An 18,303-nucleotide genomic window follows, 5' to 3' on the forward strand; every position below is an offset into this window, starting at 1 on the left:
TACGTGTAGCAACTGCCTCTACCAGTAATGGGATGTGCCACGTGGCAGTCAGACTTCGTTCATCAGGGCGACAATATCCTTTTGATAGACAAGCTCGGCCATCGCAACTAATATCTTCCGCGTCCCTTCAAAGGGATCACGAGCATGCGCGATCATCATATTATCCAGCACGATAACATCGCCAGATTGCCACGTGAAGCGTACTGCCTGCTGATCATATAGTTTGCTTATTTCCGCCACAATAGAATCTTCGATGGGAGAACCATCACCATAATATACATTGCGTGGTAGATCCTCCTGACGGAACATGGATAGCATTGAGGTGCGTACATCGTGATCTAGGCAAGAGATGTGATGTAGTTGAATCTGGTTAAAAAAGAGCATTTCTCCGGTTTTGGGGTGCTTCACCACTGCCGGACACAACTGCCGGGTGGTAAGATGCTTCTCGCCCTTCCACTCCAATTCAATACCCGCCCGACGGCAATACTCCTCGACCTGCTCTTTCTTCGATGTCTGGAAGAACTGCTGCCAGCTAACATCCAGGCCATCGATAAAGTTGCGCACATACAGCAGCTTCTTCTGGCTCATGCGGCGAACAATCGTGGGATCGAGGGTACGATAGGTCTTGCGGCAATCGATAATGGGGGTCGCGCCCTTGCCCTCAGCGGACTTCACGCAGTAAAACATGATCTTCATCGGCCAGCGATGGGTATGAGAACTCTCGTTATGGAAAAGGATTGGCTTATCGGCGGGATATGGCGTAGAGTGATACACCTTTGCGCCAGGATTATCGCGTGGCAAATCACCATACTCATCAAAAAGGTCGCCATCCGCGCTCACCGAGCGCGCAAACTCCTCAAACTTCGCGGCAGAGTCCACGGTAAAATTGCGAAAGAGAATAGCGCCATGCTTAGCCAGTTCAGTATTGATGTACTCTCGATTGCTTTTGGTCCAACCAGCAAGGTTCACACCCGGCATAGATGGCTGAACGACCAGCGGGAACTCGCTACCAGGGGCCAGGTAATCTGCCTTCGTGAGCGAGAAATCTGCCAGGTTAATTTCCTCTCGCTTCTCTTGAATGCTTTTGCGAATGCTTGCTTTTAGACTAGCTTTCTTCTCCATGAGATCTCCTTTTCGTCGTCCCAAAACTAAAACACAACAAAAACATATGCCTCCTTTGCGGTTGCATACGATGCATTCTAATGGGAAGATGCGCTCTCTCGAATATGGATGTAAATTACCAAAGGGTGAGATAAGGCTGTTGAGCCTTGTGAGTGGGGAAAGATAAAAGCTCCGCTATCCCAATCATGGATTGATTGAGAGTAAAGAGAGCGATTACTATCTAGCTGGAGCCAGGGCTACAAACAGCAGATATTGTGATATCATTCTTACTTTGTAGAAAGCAAGACGTTTACGTGATAATGGAGAAACATAAAGATACTTGATAGATCATTACACATAAAAAGTATATCTTTAGTCTTCAGAGAATTTCAATACTCGATATAAGTATATTTCCCCCCAAAAAGGGTGAGGTAACAGGTAGATGGAGGAACACAAAAGGAGTACCTCCAACTACCCTATCGATGTTTCAACCTCTTTGCACACCGCTAGAGTGTTTTAGCGCCATTCCCTTTTTTAGAGATATTCTTAATGTGTGTTTTAAGCGTTGTCTCCGCGATACTCAACTGTTTGGCGATGCTAGGGCGATCTACTCCCTCCCTTAACAAACCAACAATCTCTCTTTCTCGCGGCGTGAGCAAATCATGTCGTACCATAGTCACCGACTGATGCAGTATATACTCCATAACCCAGGGAATAAGCGTTGGCTCGATTAAAAATGCATGTCCGGCAGGGTGTAGCATCGTCTTTAGCAATTCAGAAGAAACATTCACCGAAAGATACCCAAGAGCACCACACTTATACGCTTCTTTCAGGACTGCAATATCAGGCTCCGCCGCAAGTAGCACAACGTTCTTCGCTAAGCAAGAGGGATCGGTTAATAGCGACTGGTTCATGACAACCAAATCGAATTGATTCGCTAATAAATGCTGTTTTGCCTCCTTTTCAGTTGTAACCTCGTCTACTCTTGTAACCCGGCAGTCACCAGTAAATATGGCCCGTAACCCGGCGCGCAGCACATCTTGTGCCTCAGCAACTAATACGCTCAGCGTCATGCTTCGCCTCCTAGATGCTTAAAAACATAAATACTCAAATCCAATAATCTTTACCCAAACTTCCCCAGAAATCCGGTAGCAAGCCAGCAAGAATGCTGATCGAAGTACACACAGCATTACCACGATGGTGTAATGCAAGAAGGTTAAGCCTGTGCCTCCTATTGGCACTCCTGTGCTTCCCACTGGTACTAATGAAGTACTCGCCTATCTATGACCTCTTTTCTCCTACTCCTCCATTTCTCGCTATTCCGCTTCTCACAAAGGTGATTTGGGTTGTCCCCCTTTACCCCCAAATTGCTCTAAAAATACCTTTTTTGTATTGATTTTTATAGTTACGTGAAGTACAATGATAAACGATAATGTTCTACGGGAACATTATAATAATATAGGCACTCTTGTCTTTAAATCCTTTTGCAAAAATACTTATTTTTGCCCTGATGCGATGACAGTTTAGGGACAAACAAGTCTGGTTTTCACAGGAAAGGATATCTTGTGCATATACTCATAGCCGAGCCTAGAGACATCCTTAGAACGGGTCTACGTACCATCTTCGCGGAAGACGAGCGCATTTCACAGATCTACGAAGCCGCAACACAGGAAACATTAAAAGCGTGCTTATCTTCAAAGCCTATCAACCTGATAATCATCAATACATCAATGATGTCGAATATAAAAGATCTTCCACGAGGCAAATTTGTTCTTCTCGCTCCCGAAGTGGATATCGAGCTTTTTCTGAAGGCGTATAAGCACGGTGCCAGGGGTTTCCTCTCGGAGAATGCTCCAGCTGAACTGCTACGCGCCACGCTCGGACTGGCTGAAGGATCATTTCTCATCGAGCCGAAGATGACGGTACCCATTCTCGATTTGTTTTCGGGTGATCTTCGCTTCGCGGTAAAAGAGGAATTACTCACACCTAGAGAACGCGAGATAGTAAGCCTCTTACGCGAAGGCACGGATAGGCGGACGATAGCACAGGATTTGCACATTAGCGAAGCTACTCTCAAAACGCACATCAAGAATATCACAAGGAAGCGCACGGAAAGCACTTCCTTGTCCCTTCCTAGAGAAATCAATCAGCCAGAAATCTCGCGATAACTCGCCCTAACCTGGCAATTCCCTCTTCAATGCGTTGCGCATTACAATTGGAGAAATTCAAACGCATACAATGGGAAGCATATGAATTGCTTCCCATCGAAAATGCGCTTCCGGGTACGAAAGCAACACACTCCTCTTCTATAGCAGTATTGAGAAGACGTTCCGTATCGATCTTTGCTGGCAGTTCTACCCAGAGAAACATACCATTATTCACTGGGTGAAACCTGGCACTCTCAGGAAAGTGCTTTTGTATAGCTCTTACCATCGTATCGCGACGCAGGCTATACTCTTTTCGCAATGCAATCAGGTGATCGGGCAGCAGGCCAGTATCCATATATGATGCAATTGACCGTTGTGCAAAGGAGGCAGTATTAATATCGCTTCCCTCTTTCAGGGCTGACAACATAAAACCTAGCTGCTCTGGAACAACCAGCCACCCCACGCGCAAGGCGGGGGCGAGAATCTTCGAGAATGATCCCAGATAGAAAACCCAATCAGCATCGAGCGCTTTCATGGATGGTTGTACCTGTTCATCGTTGTACCAGAGCAGCCCGTAAGGGTCATCTTCCACGATAGGGATCTGGAAGCGCCTGGCTAAAGCGACCAGGCGCTGGCGCTTCTCCAGGCTTAAGCTCACACCGAGAGGATTATGACCATCACTGATGGCATAGATGAATGCGGGGCGCTCTCCTCCTTCAACAAAAGACACAACTGCATCCACATCCATCCCTGTGCGAGGGTCACTGGGTACGGTCAAAATCCTTGGCTGCAAGGGTTCAATGGCCTGTACGATTCCACTATAGATTGTCTCCTCCATCAGAACGGTCCCTTTAGCGTTGAGGAGGAGGCGAGCAATCAGGCTTATCCCCTGTTGGGCACCCGCCGTCAGAAACACCTGTTCTTCGCGACAGGAAACGTTTCTTAGCTCCATCAGCTTCACAATATGACGCTTTAAGCCACCCTCTGGCATGCCATATTGCAAAGCGTTTGGCCTGGCTTGCAAAAGCTGTAACGTCGCCTGAGTATACCCTTCTATCGGAAATAACTCAGCGGCAGGTAAACCTAACGCGAAAGAGATGTGGCCTGGATGTGTTGCGACTGCGAGCAACTGTTGAATAGTGGATTGTTGTATAGATTGTGCCCAATCAGCGAGAGCGATCTTTTCTGTTGTAGTTGGGCCTTGCATGCCTATGCTCCTTATAAATTTCCACGCTTGGCTTGCTCTTGTTCGAGCGCTTTAAATAAAGCCTGGATATTCCCGCTTCCAAATCCACGGGCATTCTTACGTTGAATGACTTCTATAAAGAGCGTGGGACGGCTTTGGATCGGGAGCGAAAAGATCTGGAGAAGATATCCCCACTCATCCTTATCCACAAGCACATTCACCGATTTTAATGCTTCTGGACTCTCGTCGATGGTGCCAATACGGTCTGGTAGCATGTCATAATAACTTTCGGGCGCGCTTACAAAGTTGACGCCATTAGCTTCTAACAAGCGAATGGTGCCGATAATATCCTCTGTATGCACGGCAACATGCTGAACCCCTGGTCCATGATGGTACTTGAGGAACTCCTCTATTTGTGATTTCTTGCGCCCAGCCTTTGGCTCGATCAAGACGAACTTGATCTTTTCAGAGCTATCCTGTACCGCTATCGAGTTCATGGCGCTATACTCGGTCGCGATATCCTCCTCGTGCAACTGAGAGAAGCCTAATACACGAGTGTAGAAATCAAACCAGCGCTCTACCTCTCCCGCTGGCAAGCTGATCGCGAAGTGGTCAAACGAATCGATGCCAGTACCCGTGTCCAATGTGTCGTTTAGCTTCTGATAGGTAGGTAAGAATGTCTCGCATTCCTCATCGCGTTGTATAAATGAGTGTACAACATCACCATAGACCGAGATAGTCGCTTTGGTAACCTTGCCCGCATCATCCTCTATCACCATAGGAGGTTGGATCGCCTGTCCCCCTGCTGTACGACATGCTCGTAAATACGCTCAACGTTACTTACACGAAAAGCAATATCTTTTACCCCGTCGCCATGCGTTTTAATGTACTCCGCGATAGGACCATCGGGAGTAAGCGGCTCAGTCACCACAAGAAAGCTCTCGCCCTGTTGTAGAACATAGGATGCGCGATCTCGTACCCCTGTCTCTAGACCTGCATACGCAATAGGAGTAAATCCAAAGGCGGTGCTGTAATAATGGGCTGCTTGCCGTGCGTTTCCTACATATAGCTCAACATAATCAACGCCTTGCAGTGGATAATCCGAATGGGCCGGTTTCTGTGAGATTGCTGGATTTGTTAAAGACATAAAGTAATCTCCTGTTTCACAAGTCACTGACAAATCACAATTGTGATTTGTCAGTGAACAACAATCAATAAAACACCTTGGTAGATGTTGAAACGAGCACACCCAACATATATCCCAACTCTTCATCACGAAACAGCGTTCTTAATCTTTCTACCTTTACCGCGCGTAAAACGAATATGCTGCCGCTTTTGTACTTCGTGACATTTTTCTAATGCCTCGATATTGACTTCTACCTTATTCAATCTTCCTAAAAGCTCAAGCAACACATAGACACGATGATTTGGCGAAGAAGAACCCAGGAAGATCATTTCCAGATCGCGCCAGGATTCGTTCTTTTTCATTCTGACAACATCGCCCGGATGGAATTTCTGCAAATCGGCCATATCGATATGCTGTAAGCGTTCTCTAATCCCAGAGATAATAGACTCTGGCACGGCCTGTGGCTCTCCACCAAATTCAACTAAACGTAAAACCCCTGGACTAGAGTTAATCTTGCTCACTGGCGTCTTTTGCAAATCCATCATGACAAAGAAATAGCTGGGAAAGAAGGGGACATTGCGTACAACTCCACGGGATCGTATTTCACATGTAGGTACGAAAAAATCTAGCCCCAGGCATGTATTGATAATGTAGGCAGCATAATGCTCCTTTCGTGATTTACAATGGACTAAGTACCAGGCTGTACTACTCTGAGGGGCTTCACAAAACTCAGACATGACAAAGTACATCCTCTCATCGTATAGCTAGTTTTGCTCTTGTAATGTCAGGAGGGGCTGCGGTCAATGATGTTGGAAAAGGTTGTAGGAGGGGGGTAAGCAGCTTTATAAAATGTTTGGAAAAGCTCCGCTACCTCAACACGTAAACGTGTTGATACTTGATAACGCTTTTAACGCCTTGATGGAGCTTGGGCTACAACACACAAAGCTTTTTCTTTGCTCTTGAATACTTCAGCAGAAGTATAAGCGGTAATGCACATTCACATGGCAGTATGCAGATAATATATATTGGCTATGAACATTATCTACATATATACGCAGTTTGCTTGCTGGAATATAATAATCCAATAATAACATACTAAAATTATTATTCTCTATTATGTCCATTAAGCACATGCACATTGTAAAATACTGGTAGATGTTTTAGCAATCAGCTTGAGGAGTATTTTTTTTCAGGGCGGAAGGTAGCTTTATAAAAGCATGGCTATAGTATAAATAATACATTTGGGTAGAAAGCTTTACTCTTCAGGCCTAAAGAAGCTGCCCATATTCCTGTATGAAGCTGGGAGAAAGCGGCGAGAAAAGGAAGAGGTTGGGCCGCCTGGGGAGCCTGTCGAACGCAAGGGCTACATCCAGGGGTGATATGGTAGCGCACCTCAACAAAGGCTCGAGTGGGTCACACGCTTGTTGGCATCCCCAGACCATCACGGGTTGATGAGCCGAGAGCATGCGATCTCTCGCCAGAGCTTGTGCCACTGGAAATAGCAAGCAGAGCATGCCTTGTGTGCGGTGTTCCTACCCAAGCCAGAGCCATCTCAGACACAGCTCCAATGATGGGAGCTGACCCTTTTGATTGAAAGTCATGCTAGCCTGCGAATGCTGGTAATCAATGCATTCACTCTCACCCCACCTAAGAAGCCATTTCTACCCTTGAAATAGGAGGCAAAGAAAGGCGGTCGATGGATACGGCCATTTCCTGAGTTCCACCCCTTTTTGGCCGCTCCATCGTACGCGCTCCTTCGTCTTCCCAGGCGCTTTTATGCAAGGCAACCCGATGTAAAACATCCCCATTCGAGTTTGACGGTAGTTGGAAGATGCGGCTATTCTGGATCTTCCACACTTTCCGTGCGTAGGGAAATAGCATCCTTCGATCTGCTATGCTTTCGCCTGGTACAATGTCAGAGATGTTTCGGGATAAGGTCTGCCGCTGGCCTTGATAAGCTCGATAAGGCTCCTGACGTCAAATGGAACATGAAGAAATTCTATATTGTTCCGCCCGCCTTCAGAGGTGACAATAGCATAATCAGCCCAGGGATCGGCATGAAAGGTGTCAGCCGGAAGCGTCCAGTTATACGCCAGGCCGACGCTACCAGGATTGACATACCAGGCATCTCCCAGTCGCCTCAATTGCTGGGTATGGGTGTGTCCTCCGCTGAAAAGGGCCACCTCAAAACCTCCCAGGAGTGTTTGCAAGACCTCTTCAGAGGTATTCGGCAAAATAAGATCATCAAACGAACGAGGAGAGCCATGGAAACAGAGCAGCTTTTTATCAGCCTCCAGCGCGATCTCCACGGTGGGGGCGAACTGGCCGATAAATACCCGGTCATCCTCTGATAATTGCGCCAGGGACCACTCCCTGACAGCCATCTGTTGAGAAGAAACCTGTTCATGCGGGCTGGTTTCTTCACCTGTGAGCAGCCAGGCATCTGCGTTGCCCATAACCATCGGACAAGCCAACTCGCGCAAACGTTGGAGCGTCTCGGCTGGCTGAGATCCTCCCTGGATAGCATCTCCCAGGCAAACAATCTGATCAATAGAACGCCGACTAATATCCTCCAGGACAGCATCAAACGCAAGACAGTTCCCGTGGATATCGGAAATAATGGCAATACGCATGGCATTTCCCTTTCGTACTCAGGAAACCGTTGGAGCTTCAGAAATAACATAGAGGCAAACACTTCCCGGTTGCCCTCCCGAAGCACTGTGGTTGGTGCATCTAGGTGAATGATAAAAGAGGGTACCTGGCCCTTCTCGCCCGAAGTAAGCGAGTCAAGGCGGTGCTGTGGGGATCTAGCTTCCATACCATCATATTGCATGTGTCAAGAAATGCGCATCGTCCATTGTGCTGATGTTTTTCCGTTTCTGCTAGGGTATGCTTTACACGTCTTCTGTTTCTACCTACTCTTTCTGGTCAAAGGAAATGCGCATGCATATACCACTTCATGCCTACTCTCGTCTATTGCGTACCTATCTCGCTCACCAGCGCACATGTGTACTCCTACTCTCGTTCTTGCTCTTCCTCACGATTGGCCTGCAACTCCTGAACCCGCGTGTCCTGCAACTCTTTCTCGATGGGGCGGTACACAAAGCGCCTCTCTCCATCCTGAGCCTGCTCGGTCTGCTCTTCCTACTCGTCGGGTTGGTCTCACAGGGGCTTTCGGGGCTGGCAACCTATCTGAGTGAGAGCGTGGCCTGGCAGGCTACAAATAGCCTGCGTGAGGACCTGGCCGAGCATTGCCTGCGGTTGGATATGCCGTTTCATAACGCGCATAGTCCCGGCGAGATGATCTCGCGCCTCGATGGTGACGTGACCAGCCTGGCAAATTTCTTCTCGCAGTTCGTCATACGCGTCCTTGGGAACCTGCTGCTGCTCCTTGGCATCCTGCTTGTGCTCTTCTTTGTGGATTGGCGGCTGGGCCTGGGCCTCACACTCTATACGCTGCTCGTGCTCTTCATTTTGAAGCGTACGCGCAACCTCGCCATGACGTACAGCCTGGCGCATAAAGAGCAGCAAACTCAACTCTATGGATACCTTGAGGAACGCTTGTCCTGCCTTGATAATATTAGTTCTTCAGGTGCGACCACATCGATCTTACAAGGATTTTACGAACGGATGCGTGGCTGGTACGCACTCTACAGATCCTGGGGCTCTTCGACGGCCTCAAGGTTGGCGCGACTTCGTTCGCCCTGGTTGGCGGCACGTTTCTGGCTCTGGGGCTGGGTGCATACCTCTTTGGCCTGAGATGGTCGAGCACAGGCACGCTGGTCATGCTCTTCTACTATACCCAACTCTTGCAGACGCCTTTGCTTGAACTCCTCGATCAATTACGCGACCTCCAGGATGCTAGCGCCAGCATCACTCGCGTCAATGCGCTCTTTACCGTCACCCCACAGGTACATGATGGCAATGTAGAGCAGTTCCCCACAGGTCCTCTCTCTATCGCCTTCTCCGATGTGTCCTTTGCGTATGAGATAGGCGAACCGGTCCTGCAAGATATCGCTTTTTCGCTTCCAGGTGGGAACGTGCTTGGTCTGCTTGGACGCACTGGCAGTGGGAAGACCAGCATCGCCCGTCTCCTGTTGCGTCTCTATGATCCTCAGAGCGGGAACATCCACCTCAGTGGGGCCGATACGCTCCCGCTCGACCTGCGCTCACTCCGCCTGCACGCGCTACGTGGCTCTATCGCCCTGGTCACACAGGATATCCAACTCTTCCATGCCTCCTTGCGCGATAATCTAACCTTCTTTGATCCCCATATTCCTGATGAGCGCCTGCTCTATGCCCTGCGTGAGACGGGTCTCAGCGCATGGTATCAGGGCCTCCCTGCTGACCTGGATACCTTGCTTCAGGGTAACACGGGCCTCTCCGCCGGGGAGGCACAACTGCTGGTCCTGGCACGTGTCTTCCTGCGCGACCCGCCGCTTGTCATTCTCGACGAGGCATCTTCATGCCTGGACCTCGCGAGCGAGCGTCGACTGGAAGAGGCCCTGGATAGAGTCCTGGTTGGCCGGACGGTAATTCTTATCGCGCATCGCCTGGCGACGCTACGCCGGGCCGACTACCTGGTGATTCTGGAAAACGGTCATATCCGCGAGCAAGGTGCGCGTCAGCACCTGCAACAATGTCCTGACTCCTACTTTACGCATCTGCTTCAAACTGGCATGGAGGAGGTTTTCGCTTGATGAAAACATCGCATCTTACCTGGTCACTCTTTCGCTTCCGCCCCTGGGTCTATCTTTCGCTTAGCGCCTGCTGGTTAATCACGTTCACGATGCCTTTGCTGGCGGGCGAATTACTGCGAAGCTTTTTGGATAACGTGGCCGGCACAGCACCGCTTCGCTGGGAGAGCGCGCTCCTGTTGTGGCTGCTTGTCTCACTTGTCTCGCCAGCATTGCGCCCGCTGATCTTCTTTCTTGAACCGCTTATGGAGCAGGAGGTGATTGCCCTGCTGACAAAGAACATCCTGTTACATCTCTTCGCGCTTCCCGCGGCCCAGGCGCTCAGCCTTTCCAGCGGTGATGCCGTGAGTCGTTTGCGCGACGATACACGAGAGATCGGCGTCTTTATGATCTGGTCGGCGGTCTTCTTTGGGCGTATCATCTTCATCTGTGGCGCGCTCGTGATCATGCTACGCATCAATGTTCTGATAACGCTTGTCTCGTTGCTTCCTATTATTGGCATCATTCTGCTCAATAGCGTTCTGATGACGCATATCCAGCGCTACCGTCATGCCAGCCGGGCCGCCACCAGTGAGGTAACCACCTGCATTGGCAACATCTTTCAGTCAGTCCAGGCCATTAAGATCGCCACAGCGGAGGCTGCAATCATCGCGCACTTTCGTCGCCTCAATGCACAGCGGCGTCACGTCGCACTCCGCGAGTGCGTCTTATGGGAGATCATGCAATCCTTTATGAGCAATATGCTCAACCTGGTGACTGGCCTGATCATCCTCGTTTCGGCTCAGGTCATCGCCAGTGGCACACTCAGTGTCGGCACCTTTCTCCTGTTTGTCGTGTACGCCCAGCTTCTGATGGCCTGCTTCTCAACCTTTGGGATGCTTATCGCGCGCCATCGCCAGCTTGGCGTTTCCTTCGAGCGTCTGGGCGCCTTTCTTCAGGGCGCGCCGCTCTCGTCCCTGATCGCGCCTGTGCAAACGTACCTGCATGGAGCGCTCCCCGAGGTCAAGCCTGTCGCCAGGATAGCAGAGCAACCCCTTCGTCAGTTGGATGTTGAAGGCTTATCCTATCAGTATCCCCACACACAACGTGGGATTATGGATGTGAACTTTCGCCTGCGACGCGGTACCCTCACGGTCATCACTGGAGGTATAGGTTCGGGGAAAACAACGCTCTTACGCGTCCTCCTTGGCCTTCTGCCCAGGCAAGAGGGGATCGTTCGCTGGAATGGAACGCTTATTGAGGATCCGGCCGCCTTCCTTGTGCCACCCCACAGCGCCTATACTCCCCAGCAACCACACCTGTTCAGCGGAAGCATTCGTGACAACCTGCTCCTTGTACCGCCTTATAGCGAAGAGGAGGTGGAACGAGCTATCTATCATGCCGTGCTCACCCCCGATCTGCTGTCCATGCATGAGGGAATCGAAACAGTCATCGGCCCCAGAGGGGTACGTCTCTCCGGGGGCCAGGTCCAACGCGTCGCAGCGGCACGCATGTTTGCCCACAAGGCAGAACTCCTGCTCTTTGATGATCTCTCCAGCGCGCTCGATGTCGAGACGGAGCAGGCACTCTGGCAGCGTCTCGCTGAGCGGCGTGATGTCACCTGCCTGGCTGTCTCTCAACGCCACATCCTCCTCCAGCACGCGGATACTATTCTCGTGCTCAAAGATGGAACACTCATCGCACAGGGAACGTACATCGACCTGCTCGCAACCTGTCCTGAGTTCCAACACCTCTGGCACGGCGAGGCCAGTCTCCACTAAATAGACGTTTTCTTTCGTCTTCACTTCTCTTGATATAGTTTTCGCATCTCAGTATACTTCTACTTAGCTAATTCGATATATATCAAAACAGCAAGAGAGAGAAGGATGGGACAGGAAGAACTCAAGAGAATGCTCGATTTCTTCAAAGGGCTGGCAGACGAGAATCGGCTCAAAATGTTAGGGCTGCTCGCCAATCAGGAATACAGTGTGGACGAGCTGGCAACGCTCCTGAATTTAAAGCCCCCAACCGTTTCACACCACCTGACGAAACTGAAGGCATTGGAACTTGTCGAGATGCAGGCCGAGGGAAATACACATTTCTACCACCTCAACATCTCCACATTAAGTGCGGTTAATAAACTGCTTCTTACCCAGGAGAGAATGGCCTCCCTGGTTGATGATATCGAGGGCAATGAGTGGGAGAAGAGAGTCATTCGAGACCTGTTTGATGGAGCGCGCTTGAAGACTGTTCCTACGAACACGAAGAAGCGGGCCGTCGTTCTGAAGTGGTTCGCCAGCCAGTTTGAGTACGGGGTGCGCTACCAGGAAGCTGAAGTCAATGAGATCATTAAGCGTCATCACCCAGACTGGGCCTTCTGGCGCCGTGAGTTAGTAGGCGCTCGGCTCCTGGCGCGTGAGAAAGGCGTCTATTGGCGCATACCGGAGGAAGGGAGCAAGTCTTAAGTATGAATCTTCTAGGAAATAATCTCACGCTTATCCCTGCTGATCGAGAGGGAAGGCTTATCGGCGTCGCTGAGACAGCTTTTCATCCTTCAGCGAATGTAGGTTGGATTGCGTTACTGATTATTCGGCGTGAATTTCAGGGACGCGGATATGGACGCGAGGCCGCTACCTTGCTGAAAGACTACCTGTTTTCCTCCCCGGAGGTGACAGAGATTGGGTTGGGAGTACTGGTACAGAATACTCTGGCCCAGGCTTTCTGGGAGAGTTGTGGCTATGCTCGCAACGCACGCCACCGCGATACCCATGGCAATGGCTGCTACATGTACCGCTTCCTTCGTACTACAGTAGTAACATAGCTCATACGTAGATGAAGCCAAGCGATAACTCGGCATATTCATGTGACAATATCTCATAGCAGCACGGCTTTCATCCCCCTCTATCAAGTGGACTCTTGCCAACCCGAGCTTCGCGGGTAGCGACTTTTGTGCGTTCATAGACCTCGGCCTCGGTCCGCAATTGACCGATATCACGACCAAGGATGGCAGAAAGCGCCCAGTCTATCACGAGACGTATGCGCTTCACCCATGATGGATTACGCACCAGATACGCGAGGTGCCACAAGAGAAACGCCACGACGCCATCAACAGTCCAGGGACCAAGTTCAGCAACGCCTTTGTAGTGACCGAGCAAAGCCAGGTGCCCAAGCGTGGTATAGCGGAAGGCAGGCACAGGCTTCCCGGATTCTTCCAGGGTGATAGCCTTACCTACATAATCTCCCTGGTGAGAGGCTGCCTGAGCCGTGGCTGGAATTGGAGCGCCCGTGGTTGAGTCATAGGGCCATGAGGAATCGCCGATCACATAGACCTCTGGATAGCCAGGAATACGTAGGAAATTATCGACCTTAATCGCGCCATTCCTCGCTTGCGGCACGGCCAGTTGACGTACCACCTCTGGAGCAGTGATGCCTGCCGCCCAGAAGAGGGTGCGCGCAGGAATGGTCTCGTGAGTTGTCTCTACCGCCTTTTCGCTTGCCGCCGTAATCGAACGTCCGGTCAGTACAGTGATGCCTTCCTGTTCAAGTACAAAGTGAACAAGGTTGGAGGTCTGGGGCTTACTGGTGGGAAGAACACGTTCTGAACGCCCAACGACAACAATACGTACTGAGGCATCAATAAGCCAGGGATATTCTCTAAACAATCCAGCATGCAGGTAGTCATGAATAATCGCCGCCAGCTCTACCCCGGTATCTCCCGCACCTCCAACGACAAAGGTGAGCCAGGACTGACGCTCAAAGGGGTCAATGGTGCGATGAGCAGCCTCTACCGCATCCACCAGGCGATTGCGCAATAGTAAGGCATCTGAGGGGGTGTAGAATGGAATTGCATGGGCGCGTAAGCCGGGCAAATCAGGCACAGAGGTAGAACTGCCCAGAGCAATCACAAGCCGATCATAAGGGCGAATACCAGCGGAGGTGTGCACCTCTTTGTGTTGAAGATCGATGCGCTCAATTTCTGCATGCAGAACATGAAATCGTCTGCCCCGCTGAAAATCTCGAATGGGGACAACCACATTGTTAGGACTGATGCGACCATTGGCCACTAACCACAGAAGCGGCGTAAAAAGCATATCATTGTCACGATCCACGACCAGAACACTACACATATCTTGTTGTCTAAGTTCCCTATCAAGCCGAAGAGCGGTCGAGAGTCCACCAAAACCACTTCCCAGTATGAGAATGCGCAGACGTGCCTGGCGATAAGCATCCTCCGTCTCACTTACATGGATACGTTGATTTTTACCATGTCTCCTCCAATATTTGCCCGCGAAAACTGCTCCAGCGGTTATAGCTGCAATGAGATTTAGATATTTTCGCATTTTCAACTCCTCAGCACACACTCAACAGATGTCTATTCCAGCTTTCATCTTACGTTTACGCCACACCACAAGCTGAAGTGAGACGATGGTGTGATCATGGCCCATCTTTGTGGAGTTGATGTCAAGAGAGACAAAGGAGCGGAGGCAACTCGCAAGTTTGCCTATGCTTTGAGCATAGAATCCGCCTTGTAAGCTATGCAGAGAGCAGTTTATTCTAAAGAGGAAACAACACGCTTTTGTTATATCTGAAATTAGGGGAATTTCATGCCTGCTCGTTCTTCTGTCGTCGAATCACGCACTAACAACGGTGACTTCTGGAAATTCTGGACGGGACAAACGATCTCGACCTTGGGAAGTTCGTTTACCAGCTTCGCTTTACCTTTGCTGATTTTCAAGCTCACTGGTTCTTCTCTTTTCCTCGCCTTGACACTCACTGCCACTACTCTCCCGTATCTTCTCTTCGGTCTGATTATCGGGGCCTGGGCGGATCGAATTGATCGCAAACGCTTGATGATAGTGACAGATATCATTCGTGCGCTCGTGGTTGCTTCTCTTCCGTTTGGTGCTCTCCTGGGATTCCTCTCCGTTTGGTGGATCTATGTCGTCGCGTTTCTCCAATCTACCATGAGCATCTGCTTTGATGCAGCGAATTTTGCCGCAATCCCGAGTCTTGTTCATCAGGAGGATTTCGTAACAGCCAATGGACGCATTCAAGCTGGATACTCGACAGCCAAAGTTATCGGACCGCTTTTGGGGGGTCTATTGATTGTTGTTGTTCCTCTTCCTCTACTCTTCTGCATTGATGCTGCATCGTTCCTTCTCTCTGCCGGTTCTCTTTTGCTCATCCGCACCAGTTTTCAGAGCAATCCTAGTGAGCAGAAACCTCCAACAAGTCTACGCCAGGACATAATCGAGGGTCTGCGCTACGTGTTGAAACATCCAATCTTATCCTGGATCACACTCCTGCTTCTTCTGGTCAACTTCATCCTCCCAACATCAAGTGCGCAATTGGTGCTCTTTGCCAAGCAATGGTTTGCTGCAAGCGATTTCCAGATTGGACTGTTGTACGCAAGCGGAAGCCTTGGGACGGTTATTCTCTCGTTAACAGCAAAGCACTTTCATAAGCGCTGGTCCCTCGGAGCGATTGCCCTGGGAGCACTCATGATAGAGGGAGGATTGACAGCTCTCACGGCTCTGACACACTCGTATTGGGCATTACTGCTGTTATGGACATTGCGTGGCGGTGCAGATATTCTCTTTCTGATCCATGCATACAGCCTGACGCAGGCAATGGTGCCTCCTCGGTTGCTTGGTCGTGTTATTACCGTGACTAGAGTCTTGACCTGGTCAACGGCATCACTGGGAGCCTTGCTTGGCGGCTTCGTCATTGCACAAACTGGTCAGGTTGCTCTGATCTACGCAGTGGTTGGCCTGCTAATCCTTGGCATTGCCTTCACGTTCTTCTTCACCCCTTTGGGGCAGAACGAACAGTACCTCGCAAAGGATACATCATCATCATAGAAGCAGAGAGAGGGACACAGATTACCCCTCATTATCGACAAAAAATTTAGGCATCGGAAGGACCGGGGAACCACCCAGTAGACTGTGCCCAATCATCGGCTTGAGCAATAACCTTCCAAATAAATGGCCTTTTGGCCTCAGTGTAGAGCGGACGTTCCTCCGCAAGTTGATAGCGCTGTGCCAACCCGATTTTCAACTCGGCATATTGAGTAGCCACATTCGGGTGCACTCGCATGTAATCGCGAAAGAGGAGTGCGAACTGTTCACCAAAACTTCCCGCTCGCACCACATGGATATGCACTCGCGGATTACCTGGAGTTTCACGGAAATAGCGCTGTGTTCGAATTGGGTTGTCAGCGCGAAAGATGTAGCCAAGGCGCTCCAAGGGTAATCGATAGGTGTCAAGCGGCTCGAGGTTTGCAACAGAGATCTGAATATCAATAACTGGTTTGGCGGCAAGTTCAGGGATCGAGGTTGAGCCAATATGATCAATGCGAAGCGCAACAGATCTCAGGGCATTGCGTAAGGGCTGAGCGAGTTGTTGAAATTGTTTGGGCCAGGTCACATTGGACAAATCCATACTGGATCGCCCGCTTTCATGAATTGAGACATGAGAAACATCTCCTGGAGAACATATGCGAATCGAAGAGACTGGCCGTACCCCCGAAGGACTGGGTCTGACAGGGCACTTCCTCTATATCGGGCAAAAGTAGAAGGAGAACAGAGCCAAGGGGAGATAACCCAGCGCTGTCGGGCTGCCTTCCCTTGGCTAATAAAGAAACGGATTGATATAGACTCATCAGGCTTGCAAGGCGGATCTAAGGGAATAAGTATTTTAAAACCTGTGACTATGCGATATACTGAAGTATCAATGCATGCAAATGTTTGATTATGGAGTAGCCGCGTACGCAAGGAGCGGGCTCGCTCCTTGCGTACGCGGCTACTCCATACCAGGGCGAGCGCCGCAGGCGCGAGAGTCACGTACAGTATGTGCATATCGCATTATCTATCCAAGGAGCGAAAACGTTGGCAGACCTATCTCACATCCAGCGCATCCGCGAGCAGTTGCCCGCGACATCAAGCAATATTTATCTCAATACTGGCACCTTTGGTCCCCTGCCCACTTTGTGTATCCAGGCCGTTCAGGACCACTTTGAGCGCGAGTTGCGGGAGGGACGTATTGGAACTAAAAGCTTTGAGAATACGGGCAACACCTATAAGCGGGCGCGCCAGAATATCGCGCGCCTGCTCAATGCCGATGAAGAAGAGATCGCTCTGACCGATAACACTGGTGAGGGCCTCAACATCGTCGCCAATGGCATTAACTGGAAGGCGGGCGACGAGGTCATCACCACCGATCACGAGCATATGAGCGCCCTGGCCCCACTCTACCAGCTCCGCGACCGCTATGGCATTACCATTCGCTTCGCCGAACTGGGCCTGCGCGCCGACCGCCCGGTCGACGAGGCTATCGCACCGCTCATCAACGAGCACACACGCCTGATCCTTATCTCACATGTGACCTGGACTACGGGTGCGGTACTCGATGTACGCGCCGTCAATCGCCTGGGACACGAGCACAATATTCCCGTGCTCATCGATGGCGCGCAGTCTGCCGGCGCCATTTCCCTGGATATGAAAGGACTTGAGGTCGATTTCTACGCCATTCCCATGCAGAAGTGGCTCTGCGGCCCCGAGGGCACGGGCGGGCTCTTCGCCAGCCGTGAGGCGCTCAAGCATATCACCTCGACCTACGTCGGCTACTGGTCGGCCAAGAACTTCCACGGCGATTGGGCCTTGATCGAGAGTGCGCAGCGCTTCGAGGTGGGTGGCAGGCAGACAGCAGCTATCGCGGGCCAGAACGCCTCCCTGGAGTGGTTTGAGCGTGAAGTCGGGCATCAGTGGATGTTCGAGCGCATCAGCCAGCTCAACAGCTACGCCAGCCAGGCCCTGCAATGCGTCCCCGGCCTGACCCTGCTCACACCCACGCCCGGCGCCAGCGGTCTCCTCTCCTTCACTATCGAAGGCAAGTCCGACGAAGAGATCGTCACTGCCCTGCGCGAGCGCAACATCTTGATCCGCAACATCCCCGAAACCCGGTCCCTGCGTATCTCCACCGGCTTCTACAACACCGAAGATGAGATCGACACACTGGTTAAAGCGTTACAGGAGCTGTAGAAGGGCGCTACTGACGTACGCACCCTAC

Annotated in this window: 17 protein-coding genes; 8 read left to right on the forward strand and 9 right to left on the reverse strand. The window is 50.8% G+C overall.

Translation table 11 applies throughout. The annotated features are described in order from the left end of the window. Positions 1 to 48: 48 nt before the first annotated feature. Together JMJ04_RS41700 and JMJ04_RS41705 are read right to left on the reverse strand one after the other, a co-directional pair. On the reverse strand, positions 49 to 1,122 hold the full coding sequence (locus JMJ04_RS41700; protein ID WP_201376310.1) for a TauD/TfdA family dioxygenase: 1,074 nt from the start codon (positions 1,120 to 1,122) through the stop codon (positions 49 to 51). Positions 1,123 to 1,607: 485 nt separating this feature from the next. Further along, on the reverse strand, positions 1,608 to 2,174 hold the full coding sequence (locus JMJ04_RS41705) for a response regulator transcription factor (RefSeq protein ID WP_201376311.1): 567 nt from the start codon (positions 2,172 to 2,174) through the stop codon (positions 1,608 to 1,610). 492 nt (positions 2,175 to 2,666) lie between these two features. On the opposite strand from JMJ04_RS41705, the gene JMJ04_RS41710 reads away from it, so the two are divergent. Beyond that, a complete protein-coding gene (locus JMJ04_RS41710) occupies positions 2,667 to 3,269 on the forward strand; it encodes a response regulator transcription factor (RefSeq protein WP_201376312.1) in 603 nt (200 codons plus the stop codon). Here the strand turns inward: JMJ04_RS41710 and JMJ04_RS41715 are convergent. From JMJ04_RS41715 to JMJ04_RS41730, 5 genes are all read right to left on the reverse strand, one after another. Then, complete coding sequence (locus JMJ04_RS41715) at positions 3,244 to 4,455, reverse strand: aminotransferase-like domain-containing protein (RefSeq protein WP_201376313.1); 1,212 nt, start codon at positions 4,453 to 4,455, stop codon at positions 3,244 to 3,246. The two genes, JMJ04_RS41710 and JMJ04_RS41715, sit on opposite strands and share 26 nt — an antisense overlap. Before the next feature lie 11 nt (positions 4,456 to 4,466). Beyond that, on the reverse strand, positions 4,467 to 5,213 hold the full coding sequence (gene hppD / locus JMJ04_RS41720; protein ID WP_236039074.1) for a 4-hydroxyphenylpyruvate dioxygenase: 747 nt from the start codon (positions 5,211 to 5,213) through the stop codon (positions 4,467 to 4,469). Continuing rightward, a complete protein-coding gene (locus JMJ04_RS47565; RefSeq protein ID WP_236039076.1) occupies positions 5,207 to 5,581 on the reverse strand; it encodes a VOC family protein in 375 nt (124 codons plus the stop codon). Before JMJ04_RS47565 ends, hppD begins: the two co-directional genes overlap by 7 nt. A 125-nt stretch (positions 5,582 to 5,706) precedes the next feature. Further along, positions 5,707 to 6,309 carry a transcription termination/antitermination protein NusG gene (gene nusG, locus JMJ04_RS41725; RefSeq protein WP_307811814.1) on the reverse strand — a complete coding sequence of 201 codons (603 nt, stop codon included), beginning with the start codon at positions 6,307 to 6,309 and terminating at the stop codon, positions 5,707 to 5,709. Positions 6,310 to 7,452: 1,143 nt separating this feature from the next. Beyond that, entirely contained in the window at positions 7,453 to 8,193 is a 741-nt protein-coding gene (locus tag JMJ04_RS41730) for a metallophosphoesterase family protein (protein WP_201376315.1), read from the reverse strand. A gap of 310 nt (positions 8,194 to 8,503) precedes the next feature. On the opposite strand from JMJ04_RS41730, the gene JMJ04_RS41735 reads away from it, so the two are divergent. From JMJ04_RS41735 to JMJ04_RS41755, 5 genes are all read left to right on the forward strand, one after another. Then, positions 8,504 to 9,319 (forward strand): ABC transporter ATP-binding protein, encoded by an 816-nt coding sequence (locus JMJ04_RS41735; protein WP_201376316.1) that lies wholly within the window; start codon positions 8,504 to 8,506, stop codon positions 9,317 to 9,319. A 26-nt stretch (positions 9,320 to 9,345) separates the two neighbouring features. Continuing rightward, positions 9,346 to 10,260: an ATP-binding cassette domain-containing protein gene (locus JMJ04_RS41740; RefSeq protein ID WP_201376317.1), complete on the forward strand. Its 915-nt coding sequence runs from the start codon at positions 9,346 to 9,348 to the stop codon at positions 10,258 to 10,260. After that, on the forward strand, positions 10,260 to 12,017 hold the full coding sequence (locus JMJ04_RS41745; RefSeq protein ID WP_201376318.1) for an ATP-binding cassette domain-containing protein: 1,758 nt from the start codon (positions 10,260 to 10,262) through the stop codon (positions 12,015 to 12,017). Before JMJ04_RS41740 ends, JMJ04_RS41745 begins: the two co-directional genes overlap by 1 nt. Positions 12,018 to 12,122: 105 nt before the next feature. Continuing rightward, complete coding sequence (locus JMJ04_RS41750; RefSeq protein WP_201376319.1) at positions 12,123 to 12,701, forward strand: DUF2087 domain-containing protein; 579 nt, start codon at positions 12,123 to 12,125, stop codon at positions 12,699 to 12,701. 2 nt (positions 12,702 to 12,703) lie between these two features. Beyond that, the gene (locus JMJ04_RS41755) at positions 12,704 to 13,057 is read left to right on the forward strand and encodes a GNAT family N-acetyltransferase (protein ID WP_201376320.1); all 354 of its coding nucleotides are present in this window, start codon (positions 12,704 to 12,706) and stop codon (positions 13,055 to 13,057) included. A 70-nt stretch (positions 13,058 to 13,127) separates the two neighbouring features. Here JMJ04_RS41755 and JMJ04_RS41760 read toward each other — a convergent pair whose 3' ends face one another. Beyond that, on the reverse strand, positions 13,128 to 14,576 hold the full coding sequence (locus JMJ04_RS41760; protein ID WP_201376321.1) for an NAD(P)/FAD-dependent oxidoreductase: 1,449 nt from the start codon (positions 14,574 to 14,576) through the stop codon (positions 13,128 to 13,130). Between the two features lie 264 nt (positions 14,577 to 14,840). Here JMJ04_RS41760 and JMJ04_RS41765 point away from each other — a divergent pair, with 264 nt between their 5' ends. Next, complete coding sequence (locus JMJ04_RS41765) at positions 14,841 to 16,097, forward strand: MFS transporter (protein ID WP_201376322.1); 1,257 nt, start codon at positions 14,841 to 14,843, stop codon at positions 16,095 to 16,097. A 46-nt stretch (positions 16,098 to 16,143) separates the two neighbouring features. Here the strand turns inward: JMJ04_RS41765 and JMJ04_RS41770 are convergent, their stop codons facing one another. Then, positions 16,144 to 16,677, reverse strand: a complete 534-nt coding sequence (locus tag JMJ04_RS41770) for a GrpB family protein (RefSeq protein ID WP_201376323.1) — start codon at positions 16,675 to 16,677, stop codon at positions 16,144 to 16,146. A gap of 446 nt (positions 16,678 to 17,123) precedes the next feature. On the opposite strand from JMJ04_RS41770, the gene JMJ04_RS41775 reads away from it, so the two are divergent. Then, entirely contained in the window at positions 17,124 to 18,275 is a 1,152-nt protein-coding gene (locus tag JMJ04_RS41775; RefSeq protein ID WP_201376324.1) for an aminotransferase class V-fold PLP-dependent enzyme, read from the forward strand. Positions 18,276 to 18,303 lie beyond the last annotated feature (28 nt).

The organism is Ktedonobacter robiniae (genome assembly GCF_016587375.1).
Classification (GTDB): Bacteria; Chloroflexota; Ktedonobacteria; order Ktedonobacterales; family Ktedonobacteraceae; genus Ktedonobacter; species Ktedonobacter robiniae.

What these genes read in the sequence shown, in the direction of transcription:
- JMJ04_RS41770 (WP_201376323.1), bottom strand. Translation starts at nt 16,677, where the DNA reads ATGGATTTGTCCAATGTGACCTGGCCCAAACAATTTCAACAACTCGCT.
- JMJ04_RS41715 (WP_201376313.1), bottom strand. Translation starts at nt 4,455, where the DNA reads ATGCAAGGCCCAACTACAACAGAAAAGATCGCTCTCGCTGATTGGGCA.
- hppD (WP_236039074.1), bottom strand. Translation starts at nt 5,213, where the DNA reads ATGGTGATAGAGGATGATGCGGGCAAGGTTACCAAAGCGACTATCTCG.
- JMJ04_RS41750 (WP_201376319.1), top strand. Translation starts at nt 12,123, where the DNA reads ATGGGACAGGAAGAACTCAAGAGAATGCTCGATTTCTTCAAAGGGCTG.
- JMJ04_RS41735 (WP_201376316.1), top strand. Translation starts at nt 8,504, where the DNA reads ATGCATATACCACTTCATGCCTACTCTCGTCTATTGCGTACCTATCTC.
- nusG (WP_307811814.1), bottom strand. Translation starts at nt 6,309, where the DNA reads ATGTACTTTGTCATGTCTGAGTTTTGTGAAGCCCCTCAGAGTAGTACA.
- JMJ04_RS47565 (WP_236039076.1), bottom strand. Translation starts at nt 5,581, where the DNA reads ATGTCTTTAACAAATCCAGCAATCTCACAGAAACCGGCCCATTCGGAT.
- JMJ04_RS41760 (WP_201376321.1), bottom strand. Translation starts at nt 14,576, where the DNA reads ATGCGAAAATATCTAAATCTCATTGCAGCTATAACCGCTGGAGCAGTT.
- JMJ04_RS41745 (WP_201376318.1), top strand. Translation starts at nt 10,260, where the DNA reads ATGAAAACATCGCATCTTACCTGGTCACTCTTTCGCTTCCGCCCCTGG.
- JMJ04_RS41700 (WP_201376310.1), bottom strand. Translation starts at nt 1,122, where the DNA reads ATGGAGAAGAAAGCTAGTCTAAAAGCAAGCATTCGCAAAAGCATTCAA.
- JMJ04_RS41730 (WP_201376315.1), bottom strand. Translation starts at nt 8,193, where the DNA reads ATGCGTATTGCCATTATTTCCGATATCCACGGGAACTGTCTTGCGTTT.
- JMJ04_RS41755 (WP_201376320.1), top strand. Translation starts at nt 12,704, where the DNA reads ATGAATCTTCTAGGAAATAATCTCACGCTTATCCCTGCTGATCGAGAG.
- JMJ04_RS41740 (WP_201376317.1), top strand. Translation starts at nt 9,346, where the DNA reads ATGCTCTTCTACTATACCCAACTCTTGCAGACGCCTTTGCTTGAACTC.
- JMJ04_RS41705 (WP_201376311.1), bottom strand. Translation starts at nt 2,174, where the DNA reads ATGACGCTGAGCGTATTAGTTGCTGAGGCACAAGATGTGCTGCGCGCC.
- JMJ04_RS41765 (WP_201376322.1), top strand. Translation starts at nt 14,841, where the DNA reads ATGCCTGCTCGTTCTTCTGTCGTCGAATCACGCACTAACAACGGTGAC.